The 12,297-nt window shown below is 72.6% G+C and carries 10 protein-coding genes; 7 read left to right on the plus strand and 3 right to left on the minus strand.

Translation table 11 applies throughout. The features are described 5' to 3' along the window. Positions 1 to 8: 8 nt before the first annotated feature. Entirely contained in the window at positions 9 to 1,226 is a 1,218-nt protein-coding gene (locus ACIRC0_RS01765) for a TerD family protein (protein ID WP_403609853.1), read from the minus strand. A 294-nt stretch (positions 1,227 to 1,520) separates the two neighbouring features. Here ACIRC0_RS01765 and ACIRC0_RS01770 point away from each other — a divergent pair, with 294 nt between their 5' ends. From ACIRC0_RS01770 to ACIRC0_RS01785, 4 genes are all read left to right on the plus strand, one after another. Further along, a complete protein-coding gene (locus ACIRC0_RS01770; RefSeq protein WP_403609856.1) occupies positions 1,521 to 1,967 on the plus strand; it encodes a DUF6643 family protein in 447 nt (148 codons plus the stop codon). A gap of 46 nt (positions 1,968 to 2,013) precedes the next feature. Further along, on the plus strand, positions 2,014 to 2,841 hold the full coding sequence (locus ACIRC0_RS01775) for an MOSC domain-containing protein (RefSeq protein ID WP_403609859.1): 828 nt from the start codon (positions 2,014 to 2,016) through the stop codon (positions 2,839 to 2,841). 279 nt (positions 2,842 to 3,120) lie between these two features. Then, entirely contained in the window at positions 3,121 to 3,726 is a 606-nt protein-coding gene (locus ACIRC0_RS01780) for a hypothetical protein (RefSeq protein WP_403609861.1), read from the plus strand. Positions 3,727 to 3,842: 116 nt separating this feature from the next. Then, positions 3,843 to 6,281: a right-handed parallel beta-helix repeat-containing protein gene (locus ACIRC0_RS01785; RefSeq protein ID WP_403609864.1), complete on the plus strand. Its 2,439-nt coding sequence runs from the start codon at positions 3,843 to 3,845 to the stop codon at positions 6,279 to 6,281. Here ACIRC0_RS01785 and ACIRC0_RS01790 read toward each other — a convergent pair. Then, on the minus strand, positions 6,251 to 8,626 hold the full coding sequence (locus tag ACIRC0_RS01790) for a hypothetical protein (RefSeq protein ID WP_403609866.1): 2,376 nt from the start codon (positions 8,624 to 8,626) through the stop codon (positions 6,251 to 6,253). The two genes, ACIRC0_RS01785 and ACIRC0_RS01790, sit on opposite strands and share 31 nt — an antisense overlap. 276 nt (positions 8,627 to 8,902) lie before the next feature. On the opposite strand from ACIRC0_RS01790, the gene ACIRC0_RS01795 reads away from it, so the two are divergent. Together ACIRC0_RS01795 and ACIRC0_RS01800 are read left to right on the plus strand one after the other, a co-directional pair. After that, positions 8,903 to 9,733 (plus strand): DeoR/GlpR family DNA-binding transcription regulator, encoded by an 831-nt coding sequence (locus tag ACIRC0_RS01795; RefSeq protein ID WP_366026763.1) that lies wholly within the window; start codon positions 8,903 to 8,905, stop codon positions 9,731 to 9,733. Positions 9,734 to 9,800: 67 nt separating this feature from the next. Continuing rightward, positions 9,801 to 10,310, plus strand: coding sequence for an SRPBCC family protein (locus tag ACIRC0_RS01800; RefSeq protein ID WP_403609870.1), 510 nt, complete (start codon positions 9,801 to 9,803; stop codon positions 10,308 to 10,310). 64 nt (positions 10,311 to 10,374) lie between these two features. Here ACIRC0_RS01800 and ACIRC0_RS01805 read toward each other — a convergent pair whose 3' ends face one another. Further along, entirely contained in the window at positions 10,375 to 11,484 is a 1,110-nt protein-coding gene (locus ACIRC0_RS01805; protein WP_403612638.1) for a PLP-dependent cysteine synthase family protein, read from the minus strand. A gap of 418 nt (positions 11,485 to 11,902) precedes the next feature. Between ACIRC0_RS01805 and ACIRC0_RS01810 the strand changes: the two genes are divergently transcribed. Beyond that, entirely contained in the window at positions 11,903 to 12,226 is a 324-nt protein-coding gene (locus tag ACIRC0_RS01810; RefSeq protein WP_263233653.1) for a hypothetical protein, read from the plus strand. Positions 12,227 to 12,297 lie beyond the last annotated feature (71 nt).

Here is a 12,297-nt window from a genome sequence, read left to right on the forward strand (position 1 = left end):
CGATCCGGTCATTTCCTGCCCGGTGTCCAGTTCATGCCCCATCCGTAGGCCCGGTCGACGGTGCGCTGCGGGCTGACCCCGCGCTCCGGGACGAGATAGCGGGCCTCGCGTTGGACGACCAGGTCGCCGCCGGTGTTCGTGATGAGGGCGAGCGCGCACACGGTGGAGGGCACCGTGCACTCGTCCAGGACGAACTCGACGGGGGCGCCGTGCTGCGGCCGGAGCGTGACCGTGGCGTGCAGGTCGGCGAAGGAGCGGGCGCCTTCGTAGATGGTCACGAAGACGAGGATGCGCCGGAAGCGGTCTTTGTGGTCGAGGTTGACGGTCAGGTTCTCGCCGGTGTCGAGGGCTCCGGTGCGGTCGTCGCCGTCGAGATGGATGTACGGCGGCCGGTGCAGCGAGCCGAAGGCGTTGCCGAGCGCCTGGACGACGCCCTTGCTGCCGTCGGACAGCTCGTACAGGGCGCACAGGTCCAGGTCGAGGTCCGCGTGGCGGGGCACCGCCCGGCCCTGTTCGCGGCCCCCACCGGAGTACTGCCCGCGCACCTGCCAGTTGAGGTTGACGCGCATCGCTCCGGAGGTGCCGCCCTGTTTGGCCAGCGAGACGGTGGGGGCCTGCTTGGTGAGCGTGACCTTGGTGAGGCGTACCGGGGTGGGTGGTGCCGCCGGCGGGGCGGGGGGCGGAGGCGGGGGCGCGGCGTGCTGCGGCTCGTCCACCGTGATCCCGTAGTCCGTGGCCAGGCCCTCGAGTCCGCTGCTGTAGCCCTGACCGACGGCGCGGAACTTCCAGGCGCCCTGGCGGCGGTAGAACTCCCCCAGCACGAACGCCGTCTCGACGGTGGCGGCGGGGTCGAAGCGCGCGACCTCCGTGCCCTGCCGGGCGTCGAGCACCCGGATGTACAGGCCGGGCACCTGGCCGAACGTGCCGCCGTCGGCCGAGGCGGCGAGCACCACCGTCTCGACCTCGGGCTCCACGCGCGTGAGGTCGACGAGGAGGGTGTCCGTCACCTGTCCGCCCAGGTCGCGCTTGCCCTCGTGGCGCACCGCGCCGGAGGGATGCGCGGGCTGGTTGTAGAAGACGAGGTCTGCGTCCGTACGGACCCTGCCGGAGACCAGCAGCAGCGCCGAGGCGTCCGCGTCGGGCACGCCCGGTCCGGAACGCCGGCCCAGTTCGACGCGCAGCGCCGTGGTCGGCACCTGAAGGTTGGACCCCTTCGCCATCGACATGTCCGCCCCCATCCACCTGTCGCCACACCGGGACCCGGGGCCCGGGCAGCGCCTCGCGTCCGTGGGGCCAACCTATTCCCCCGGGGCCCGAACTCCCACGACCCGCCCCGCGAGACCGCTGCTCAACCGCCGGTAACCCACCTTGAACTCGGCCTTTTACACGATCCGGACCCCGTTTGCCGCCCTTTTTTGCCAAGTTCGCTCGCATTGGGGATCCCGCGTCACCCACGGCACGGAAAACAACCCTCTTATCGGTCTCCCCAACCAGCACATCGTGGGCTTAACTTATGTCCCATGACCTCCCCCCGCTCCACCTATGGCGGCGGTTACTACTCCGCGTCGCCCTTCCCGGACACTCCGATCTACGACAAGCTCGTCGCCGAGCGGGGCACCCCGCAGATCGCTCCGATCCGGGTCCCCTCCGCGTACGAGACGCCGGGCAGCAGCCTGCCCGCACTGCCGTCGGCGCTGCCCGCGCTGCCGTCCGGGCCCTCCCACCAGGCCCCGGCATACGGCTACCCCCAGACACCGCAACCCGCACCGCTGCAGCAGGCCCCGACCGCGTACATCCCGCAGCAGGCGGGACCGCGCGGCTACCCTGCCCCGCAGCAGATGCAGCAGATGCAGCAGCCGCGCCCGATGGCCTCGGGCTACGAGTCGATGCGCCCCGCGGCGCAGCGGCCGGCCCCGGCGCCCTACCAGGACCCGTACAACAACGGGCAGCAGTACCGCGGATACTGATCCGCGAACCGGGTGAGGCCGTCGCTGCCGGTGGCACGATGGCCTCATGCCGAATTCAGCGCTGCACTCGATTCACGTCCACCCGGTCAAGGCACTGCGGGGCCAGGCGCCCCACGAGGCCGTGGTGGAGCCATGGGGGCTGGCCGGGGACCGGCGCTGGGCACTGATCGACGACACCGGCAGGGTCGTCACCCAGCGCGAGCACCCGGCTCTGGCGTTGGCGGCCGCCGAGCCGCTGCCCGGCGGCGGTGTCCGGGTGTCCGCGGATGCTCTTGCGCCGCTGACCGTCGCCGTGCCCGATCCCGTCGGCACGACTACCGCGAAGTGGGCGGGAGAGAAGATCGAGACGGTTCCCGCAGGCCCCGAGGCGGGCGAGTGGTTCAGCGCCTTCCTCGGTGAGCGTGTGACCCTCGTGCACCTCGACGATCCGGCCACCCGCCGCCCGATCGACGACCCGCCGTACGGGCGCCCGGGCGAGACCGTGAGCCTGGCGGACGCCTACCCGCTGCTGCTCGCCTCGGTCGCCTCCCTGGATGCCCTCAATTCCCTGATCGCACAGGGCGATCACGCCGACGAGGGCCCGCTGCCCATGAACCGGTTCCGGCCGAACCTGGTCGTGGCCGGAACGGAACCCTGGGCCGAGGACGGCTGGAAGCGGATCTCCATCGGCGAGGTCACGTTCCGGGTCGCCAAGATGTGCGGGCGCTGTGTCGTGACCACCACGGACCAGAGCACCGCCGAGCGCGGCAGGGAGCCGCTGCGCACCCTCGCCCGCCACCGCCGCTTCGGCGGCCAACTCGCCTTCGGGCAGAACCTCGTACCGGAGACGACCGGCCTGGTCCGCGTCGGCGACCCGGTCACGATCCTCGAATAGGGTCCGGCCGGCCGCTCCGGTCCGGCCCCCGACCTGCCGAGCCGTTTCCGGCTGCCCGCGCCGCAGTGCGAACAGGATCCTCCGAATCCGGTGGGCGAAAGGCCGCGATGCCACACACGGGTGGGAACCCGGGCGAGGGCCGCGGTCGTTGAGTCCGCGTGAGAAGTTCGTGAGAGGCGCGCGGGACGGGAGAGAGGTGATTTCCCTCTCTCTTCCCCGGCCTCGAGAGTGAACGGCCGGGTGCGGGGGTTATCACGGACGCGGAAGGGGGTGCGGGACGTGCGAGCAATCAACGGCCTGTGGCGCTGGCGGCACAATCCGCTGCGCCGTACGACCGACCTGATCGAGGCCTGGGTGGCGCTGGTCGCCCTGCTGCTGATCCTCGTCGCCGCGCCTGTCGCCGGGTCGCTGATCGGCTCGGTCGCCCAGGACTCCCTGCAGCGCTCCGTACGGGACCAGCAGCACAGCCGTCACCAGGTGGCGGCCACCGTCGTCAAACAGCTCAACCGGGGCCCGCTGGACCCCGATCCGGACTCCTCGACGACCCGGGACGCGCACAGCCGGGTTCTCGCCGACTGGACCGCCCCGGACGGCACCGCACAGCACGGAGCGGTTCTGGCCACCCTGTCCTCCCCGCACCCGGGCGACCGTTTCCCGCTCTGGACCGACGACCACGGCCGAATAACCGCCCGCCCGCTGGACAGCACCACCGCCACGACGCACGCCGTGCTGGCCGGTTTCGGCGCGGCCGCGATGACCGCGGGACTCATCGAGGGCTGCCGCCGGCTGATCGTCTGGCGCCTGGTCCTCCGCCGCTACGCCCGCTGGGACCAGGCGTGGGACAAGGCGGGCCCGGACTGGGGCCGTACCGGCACGGGCAGTTGACGGCGTTCGGCCTCCGGTCACCGGTCGCGTCCCCGCACGCTACGGTGGACCCGCCGGGCCGTCCGGCATCTTCGCGAGAACCCGCGTGAGCAACGAGGTGGGGGCACAGCAGCGCCATGGCACAGGGCACGGTCCAGGTGACGCACACCGGCACATCGCGGTGGCGGCGCCGCACGGGTGAATACGCGTCACTCGCCGCCGCCCTGGAGGCCGCGGGCGACGGGGACGTCCTGACCGTCGCGCCCGGCACGTACCGGGAGAACCTCGTCGTCCAGCGTGCGGTGACGCTGCGCGGGCCCGAGGGCTCCCCCGGGTCGGTTCGCATCGCGCCGGTGGACGGCGTGCCGCTGACCGTACGGGCCTCCGCCGTGGTCCAGGACCTGCACGTCGAGGGGCAGGACGCGGCGGCGCCCGCGCTCCTCGTCGAGGAAGGCACACCCGAGCTGGTCGACGTGCGGATCATGACACGGTCCGCGGCCGGCATCGAGGTCCGCGGCAACGCTCGCCCCACGGTGCGGCGTTGCACGGTCGACAACCCGGCCGGCATCGGCATCGCCGTCCTGGACGGCGGTGGCGGGGTGTTCGAGGAGTGCGAGGTGGTGGCGGCGGCCCAGTCGGGCGTCGCCGTGCGCGGCGGAGCGCGCCCGCGCCTCGAGCGCTGCCGGGTGCACCACACCTCGGGCGCGGGCCTCTCGGCGACCGGGGAGAACTCCTCGCTCGAGGCCGTCGGTTGCGAGGTCTACGAGGTGAGGGGCTCCGGTGTGCAGATCACCGGGCGGGCCACGGCGCACCTGACGGACTGCGACGTGCACCGCACCACCGCGGACGGCGTCACGATGGACACGGACGCGGTGCTCACCCTGGCCGACTGCCGCATCCACGACATCCCGGAGAACGCGGTCGACCTCAGGTCCCGTTCGGTGCTCACGCTGACCCGCACGACGGTGCGGCAGTTCGGCCGCAACGGCCTGTCGGTGTGGGACCCGGGCACCCGTGTGGACGCCAACCAGTGCGAGATCTTCGACAGCACCGGGGACTACCCGGCGGTGTGGGTCAGCGACGGCGCGACCGCGGTGCTCGACTCCTGCCGGGTGCACGACGTGCCGGACGCCCTGTTCGTCCTCGACCGGGGGTCCCGGGTGGACGTCGTGGACAGCGACCTCTCCCAGGTGCGCAACACCGCCGTGTCGGTGAGTGACGGCGCCACCGCTCAGCTGGACGACTGCCGTGTCCGGGAGGCGGCGACGGGCGCCTGGTTCCGGGACCACGGCAGTGGCGGCACGCTGTCCGGCTGCACCATCGACGGCACCCAGACCGGCGTGATCGTCACCAAGGGCGCCGATCCGACCATCGAGCGCTGCACGGTGACCTCGCCGGCGGAGGCGGGCTTCTACGTCTCGGCGGAGGGCCGGGGCAGCTTCCTGAACTGCCGGGTGACGGGCAGCGGCGGCTACGGCTTCCATGTGATCGACGGCTGCCGCGCCACGCTGCGGAAGTGCCGTACGGAGCGGTGTGCGCGCGGGGGCTACGAGTTCGCGGACGGCGGCCCGGGCGGGCCAGGCGGGGGCGGTGCGGTCGTCGAGGACTGCACCAGCGACGAGAGCGGCGGACTGCGGCCCGTGGTCACCCAGGAGACGGCCGTGCAGACGACGAGCCCGTCGCCCGGTCTGCTGGGCATTCCGAGCCAGCGCACCACCGAGCAGGAGCCGCTCCTCACTCCGCTCCCCGAGCAGCCGAGGGCCGCACGTACCTCCCAGGATGTGCTCGGCGAACTCGACGCGCTGGTGGGCCTGGAGAGCGTCAAGCGTGAGGTGCGGGCCCTCACCGACATGATCGAGGTGGGGCGCCGCCGGCAGCAGGCGGGCCTGAAGGCGGCCTCCGTGCGGCGGCATCTGGTGTTCACGGGCTCCCCCGGCACCGGCAAGACGACGGTGGCCCGTCTCTACGGCGAGATCCTGGCCTCGCTCGGCGTCCTGGAGAAGGGCCACCTCGTGGAGGTCTCCCGGGTCGATCTGGTCGGCGAGCACATCGGCTCCACCGCCATCCGCACCCAGGAGGCCTTCGACCGGGCGCGCGGCGGAGTGCTGTTCATCGACGAGGCGTACGCGCTGTCGCCGGAGGACTCAGGGCGGGACTTCGGGCGTGAGGCGATCGACACGCTGGTGAAGCTGATGGAGGATCACCGCGACGCCGTGGTGGTGATCGTCGCGGGCTACACGGCCGAGATGGAACGCTTTCTGTCCGTCAACCCCGGTGTCGCCTCGCGCTTCTCGCGGACGATCACCTTCGGCGACTACGGTGCGGAGGAGCTGCTGCGGATCGTCGAGCAGCAGGCCGAGGAGCACGAGTACCGGCTCGGACCGGGGACCGCCGAGGCGCTGCTGAAGTACTTCACGGCGATCCCGAAGGGGCCGACGTTCGGCAACGGCCGCACCGCGCGCCAGACCTTCGAGGCGATGGTCGAGCGGCACGCGGGCCGGGTCGCCCAGTTCGCGGACGCCAGCACCGACGACCTGTCCCTGCTCTACCCCGAGGACCTGCCGGAGCTGCCCTGAGCGCGCCCGCCGGGCGCAGCGCCCGGCGCCGAGGAGGTGTTCGCCTCCCGCGGCGCCGGCAGCCCGGGTCTGAGGCGCGCCAGCAGTCGCGCGCGCTCCTCGGCGAACGCTGGGTCCGCCTGGTAGTCGCCGTGTCCGAGGATCGGCGCGGGCAGCGGGTGCTCGGGGGTCCGGCCGTAGGCGAGCGGGTCCTTGAGCGGTGGGTGGTCCACCTGCGGGCCGCAGTCGCCGGGCAGCCGGATCGGGCCGCCGATCGGATCGGTGAGGCGGTACAGATTGCGCCAGCAGTCCACCTCGCGATGCAGGGAGCTGAGCGCGGCCGGGCCGAAGTACGCCGGGAACCAGCGCCCGTAGAGCCGCTCCAGGGGTGAGCCGTACGTCAGGAGGGCCACCCGCCTGCGCACGGAGGGCCCCAGCTGCCGGGCCGCGGCCGCCGCCAGCACGCTGCCCTGGGAGTGCCCGGACAGGACCAGGCGCCCTCCGGTGGAGCCCGTCCAGGTGGCCATGCGCCAGGTCAGGTCGGGCACGGCGCGCTCGGCGTAGCAGGGCGGTGCGAAGGGGTGGGCGGCGCGCGGCCAGAACGTGCCGACGTCCCACAGGATGCCGATGGTGCGGCGCGCGGAGGCGTCCTTGTAGGCGCGGCGACCCCAGGTGACGAAGAGCAGGAAGCCGACGCCGATCAGCCAGGAGCCGAGGGCCTGGCAGGTCTCGGCGGCGGCCCGGACGACCGGTGGGCTGCCGAGTGCGGCTCCTCCCGGAGTGTCACCGGTGGCGAAGGCCCCCGCCACGGCGACGGCGCCCAGGATCAGGGTCATGGCGGAGGTGACGGCGACGACGAGCGGTGCCCGGTCGGTGAGGGCGGCCATCGCGCGCGTGTGCGCGATCCGCAGGGTGCGGTCCGTGTCCGTGGACTCCCCCGGGTACTCCGCCTCGACCGCGACGGTCTCGGCGCGTCGTAGCAGCCGGGTGCGCCAGGCCAGCCGGCCGGCGAGGAGGAGCAGGACGAGCAGCAGCGGCGGGATCGTCGACGCCTGCCAGGTCAGCAGGGCGGGCGGGCCGGTCAGGGTGTGCCCAGTGCCGTCCAGCCAGTCGGCGACCCGCTGGGCCACGCCGCCGGACATCACGCCGCCGAGCGCGCAGGCCAGCAGCGCGACGGCGGGTCCGGCCAGCCCGCGCATCGCGGTGCGTGTGTCGGGGTGGGTGCGGTACAGGACGCGGGCGACGGCACCGAGCGCGATGACGAGGAGACCCTGTGCCAAGGTGAGCGCGCCGAACGCCGCCTCGCCGGGCAGCCGGCCCGACGACCGCCAGCCGGGGCGGGACCAGGCGGCGTAGACCATGGTCAGGACGAGCAGGGCGAGGGCGCCCGCGGGCAGCCTTCGCACCAGGGCCCGGTCGAGATGCTTGTCGAGCCGGTGCTCCGAGCGACCCCGGCGGCACACCACCCACAGCACGACCACCGCGCCCCCGAGGAACACCAGGTGCAGCAGCCAGCCGATCACTTCCAGCTGAACCGAGCCGTGGCGGCGGTCGTAGCGGGCGGCGCTGCCGCCGAGCGCCGCCGTGACCGTCAGGAAGCCGGCGGCGGTGTGCGCGGCGCGCAGCCGGGCCACCAGCCGGCGCCCGTACCAGAACCCGGGGCGGCCGAGCGGGACGCGGTGGGAGTCGTCGTCGGTCCCGGGATCGTGTGAGATCGGCTGCTGGGACTCGTAGGCGCTCCAGGTGCGGTGCGAGAGGTACCACAGCAGGCAGGTGAGCGCCGTCGGCACCAGCGACGCCAGGGCGAGGCGCCTGCCGGGCCCGCTCCACCAGCCGTGGCCGGAGACGGCGGGCGAGAGGAAGCCGAGCCAGCTGTGGCGCCCGGCGCACCCGCGCGTGCCCGCGCACTGCCAGGCCACCAGGTCCAGGGCGACCTCGCAGGCGGCGGCGACCAGCAGCACGGTCAGGGAGAGCCCGACGAGCCGGACGATCACTCCGTACAGGCGGACGGTCCGCCACCGGCCGATGGTCGTGGGGCGCATCCAGTGGGCGAGATTGGCGACCATGAACGGCAGCAGCAACAGCCACAGGGCGCGAGCGGCGTTCCCGGAGGTCAGGTTGCACCAGACGTACGCCTCGGGAACCGGCTCGTCGCGGTGCTCGCGGGGCCGCCGTTCCGCGTCGGCGTCATCGGCGCGCCGGTACACCGCGGCCGTCTCGTCACCGGTGATCCTCACCGTGCGCGGATCGCCGAGCATCTCCGCGGGCGTGGTGCCGCCGACTCCGTGGACCAGGAGTTCCAGGGCCGGCGCGGACGGCTCGGCGAAGTCGCCGCACTCCCCCTCGTGTTCCCGTGCACGCTCCACTGTTCCGCTCTTCCCCCGTGCTGCGTACGGTGTGTCCCGGGCAGCAAGAGGATCTCCGCTGCGCCGGCGGCGCACACCTGCCGGCGCGGAATCTCCCCGATATGTGTGACAGCGGCGGGGAGGGCGGACGGATCCCAGGTGACGGGGGATGGCGCCACCTGCGGCGAGGCGTGCGAGGATGGGGCGTCCGCGGTGCCGGCGGCGGGAGAATGACCTCGTCGGAGCCGGTATAGGCGACATGTGGGACGTGATGGGATGAAAGGGGACGGAGCGGACGTGAGCGAGAATCAGAACCTCCTCGCGGAGCAGCGCCGTGCCCTGATCCTGGACGAGGTGCGACGACGCGGCGGCGTCCGCGTGAACGAGCTGACGCGCAAGCTCGGCGTCTCGGACATGACGGTCCGCCGCGATCTCGACGCGCTCGCCCGCCAGGGCGTGCTGGAGAAGGTGCACGGCGGCGCGGTGCCCGTGGTCGAGGCCAGTACGCACGAACCGGGATTCGAGGCGAAGTCGGGCCTGGAGCTGACGGCCAAGGAGGACATCGCCCGGGCCGCGGCCGAGCTGGTCACTCCCGGCACGGCGATCGCGCTGTCCGGCGGCACGACGACGTACGCGCTGGCCCAGCACCTGCTCGACGTGCCGGATCTGACCGTCGTCACCAACTCGGTGCGGGTGGCCGACGTCTTCCATGCCGCTCAGCGCACCTCGGGCCAGCGGCAGGGCGCGGCCACGGTCGTCCTCACGGGCGGTGTGCGCACCCCGTCCGACTCGCTGGTGGGCCCCGTCGCCGACCGGGCGATCGCCTCCCTCCACTTCGACGTGCTGTTCCTCGGGGTCCACGGCATATCGCTGGAGGCGGGCCTGTCGACGCCGAACCTGGCGGAGGCCGAGACCAACCGGCAGCTCGTGCAGTCCGCACGGCGTGTGGTGGTGGTCGCCGACCACACCAAGTGGGGCACGGTGGGGCTGAGTTCGTTCGCCGCGCTGGAGGAGGTCGACACCCTGGTGACCGACGCCGGGCTGCCGACGGACGCGCGGATGGAGATCTCGGAGCATCTGCGGCGGCTGGTGGTCGCGGGAGAGTCCGAGGAAGACACAGACAGCTGACACTGCGTCAGCTAAGGTGAAGCGGAGCCGGCTTCCGTTCGCGCACGTCCCGCGAGGAGGTTTCGTCATGGCACACCGCCTGCGCCCGGTGGGACTCGCGTTCACCCGGACCGCTCCCGTACGGCTCGTGTTCGCCGGGGAGATGACCGCCTCCCCCGAGGTGGTCTTCCGCGCCCTCGCCGACGACGTCCCCGGCTGGAGCGACTGGTTTCCCGCGGTGAGGTCCATAGGTCTCATCGACGAGGGCGCCGGACGCAAGGTGCGCCTCGCGGGCGGCACCCGCTTCCGCGAGACGATCGTCGCGGCCGAGCCCGACGAGCTGTACGCGTACCGGGTCGACGAAGCGACCGTCCCCGGCGTCCACGCGCTGCTCGAGGAGTGGCGGCTCACCCCCGCCGGCACGGGCACCCACGTGCAGTGGACGTGGGCGGCCGACGGCAACGCGCTCTTCCGCCTGCTGGTGAGGCTGTCGCGCGGTGCCCTGGCACGGGTGTTCCGCGGCGCGGTGACGGCCCTGGACCGCAGGCTGGCGGGTCAGAGCTCCGAACAGGACGGGCGCCCGGCTCGCGAGGCCTGAGGCGCATGCCCCCAAGCTCGTCGAGCGGGCGCCCCAGCCGCGTCGCCGAGGCGCCGGGGAGGGATCAGCCCGGCCAGACCCCCGTCCGCAGCAGCGACTCGATCGCCGCCGCGTACGGTGCGATGTCCAGTCCCTGTTCGGCCAGCCACACGTCCGAGTAGTACTTGTCCAGATAGCGGTCCCCCGGGTCGCACAGCAGGGTGACCACGCTGCCCGTGCGCCCGTCGGCCACCATCTCCGCGACGATCTTCAGCGCGCCCCACAGGCCCGTGCCGGTCGAGCCGCCCGCCTTGCGGCCGATCGCCCGCTCCAGGGCCCGTACCGCGGCGACTGCGGCCGCGTCCGGGACCTTCATCATCCGGTCGATGGCGCCGGGGACGAAGCTGGGCTCCATCCGGGGCCGGCCGATGCCCTCGATCCGCGAGCCGCGGTCACAGGTGACCTCCGGATCGCCGTTCGTCCACCCCTCGAAGAAGCAGGAGTTCTCCGGGTCGGCGACACAGACGCGGGTGTCGTACCCCATGTAGTGCACGTACCGCGCGATGGTCGCCGAGGTGCCGCCGGTGCCGGCCGTGGCGACGATCCAAGCGGGCTCCGGAAACCGCTCCAACTCGAGCTGGCGGAAGACGGATTCGGCGATGTTGTTGTTGCCACGCCAGTCCGTGGCCCGTTCCGCGTAGGTGAACTGGTCCATGTAGTGGCCCCCGGTCTCCTCCGCGAGGGCGGCCGAGGCCTCGTACATCGTGCGCGGGTCGTCCACGAAATGGCACCGTCCGCCGTGGAACTCGATCAGGCGGCACTTCTCGGCGCTCGTCGTGCGCGGCATGACCGCGACGAAGGGCACGCCGATGAGCTTCGCGAAGTAGGCCTCCGAGACGGCCGTGGAACCACTGGACGCCTCGATCACCGGGCGGCCCGGCCGGATCCAGCCGTTGCACAGCCCGTACAGGAACAGCGAGCGCGCCAGACGGTGCTTGAGGCTGCCCGTGGGGTGGGTCGACTCGTCCTTCAGATACAGGTCGATGCCCCAGTGCTCGGGCAGTGGGAAGCGCAGCAGATGCGTGTCGGCGGAACGGTTGGCGTCGGCCTGGACCTTGCGGACGGCCGCTTTCAGCCAGGCCCGGTACTCGGGGTCACTGCGGTCCACGTCGAGGGTCTCGCCGGGTCGGGTCATCTGGGAGGTACTCACGGCGGGACTCCTTACAGGGGCGTGCCGATGTCCGGATCACTCGGTCGGACCTCTGCATCATAGGCACCTTTCACATGCCTTCTCACCTGCATAAACGCATCTTTGAGCCACTCAAAGGCGCACCTGGGAAGGGAGCGGGAAACAGGCGGAAATCCGTGGGGGCGCATCCGCGCGAGTGCGCCGACCGGCCACCCCCGTCTCGGTACGCGCACTGGTGCGACGCGCCGGGCCGGGGCAGACTGCACCGCGGGACGGGAGCCGGTGCGGCGGGCTCCGCCCGGGGGACCCGTCCGACCGGGGATGCACACTGGATCACGACCGAACTCTCGATCGAGGCCGCGGGATCGCGCCGCCGGGCGGGATCCGCAGCGGGCCCAGCCGAACGCACAAGGGGGCGGACATCATGGCGGAGCCGGAGTTCACGGCCACGGGTGTGCGGATCGGGAAGGGACTGCGGTCGCTCACCCGGGCCGGGCAGGTCCGGATCAGTGACGGCAGGCTGCGCCTGCTCACCAGTTACGGCAGCGAGATCGACAGCGCGCCGGTGCAGGCGGTGCGCGCGTCCCAGCCCTGGTTCGCGCCCGAGGACCGGGCGCTGGCCGATCTGAACGGCACCCGCTATTCACTGACCCTCGGTGATCACGACCCGGCCCCGGGGCAGCCGGGGCCGCCGTCGGCGCGGCGGTTCATCGAGGCGGTCCGCAAGGCGGCAGGTCGCGGCGGCTGAGCGCGGCGTGAGTTGCGGCGCGGCGTGCCCTGCGTCACTCTGGTCTCACATCACTCTCGGTTTACCGGCGA

It is taken from the genome of Streptomyces sp. NPDC093984 (assembly GCF_044764595.1).
GTDB classification, from domain to species: domain Bacteria; phylum Actinomycetota; class Actinomycetes; order Streptomycetales; family Streptomycetaceae; genus Streptomyces; species Streptomyces cynarae.

What these genes read in the sequence shown, in the direction of transcription:
- ACIRC0_RS01765 (WP_403609853.1), bottom strand. Translation starts at nt 1,226, where the DNA reads ATGTCGATGGCGAAGGGGTCCAACCTTCAGGTGCCGACCACGGCGCTG.
- ACIRC0_RS01775 (WP_403609859.1), top strand. Translation starts at nt 2,014, where the DNA reads ATGCCGAATTCAGCGCTGCACTCGATTCACGTCCACCCGGTCAAGGCA.
- ACIRC0_RS01805 (WP_403612638.1), bottom strand. Translation starts at nt 11,484, where the DNA reads ATGACCCGACCCGGCGAGACCCTCGACGTGGACCGCAGTGACCCCGAG.
- ACIRC0_RS01785 (WP_403609864.1), top strand. Translation starts at nt 3,843, where the DNA reads ATGGCACAGGGCACGGTCCAGGTGACGCACACCGGCACATCGCGGTGG.
- ACIRC0_RS01770 (WP_403609856.1), top strand. Translation starts at nt 1,521, where the DNA reads ATGACCTCCCCCCGCTCCACCTATGGCGGCGGTTACTACTCCGCGTCG.
- ACIRC0_RS01800 (WP_403609870.1), top strand. Translation starts at nt 9,801, where the DNA reads ATGGCACACCGCCTGCGCCCGGTGGGACTCGCGTTCACCCGGACCGCT.
- ACIRC0_RS01810 (WP_263233653.1), top strand. Translation starts at nt 11,903, where the DNA reads ATGGCGGAGCCGGAGTTCACGGCCACGGGTGTGCGGATCGGGAAGGGA.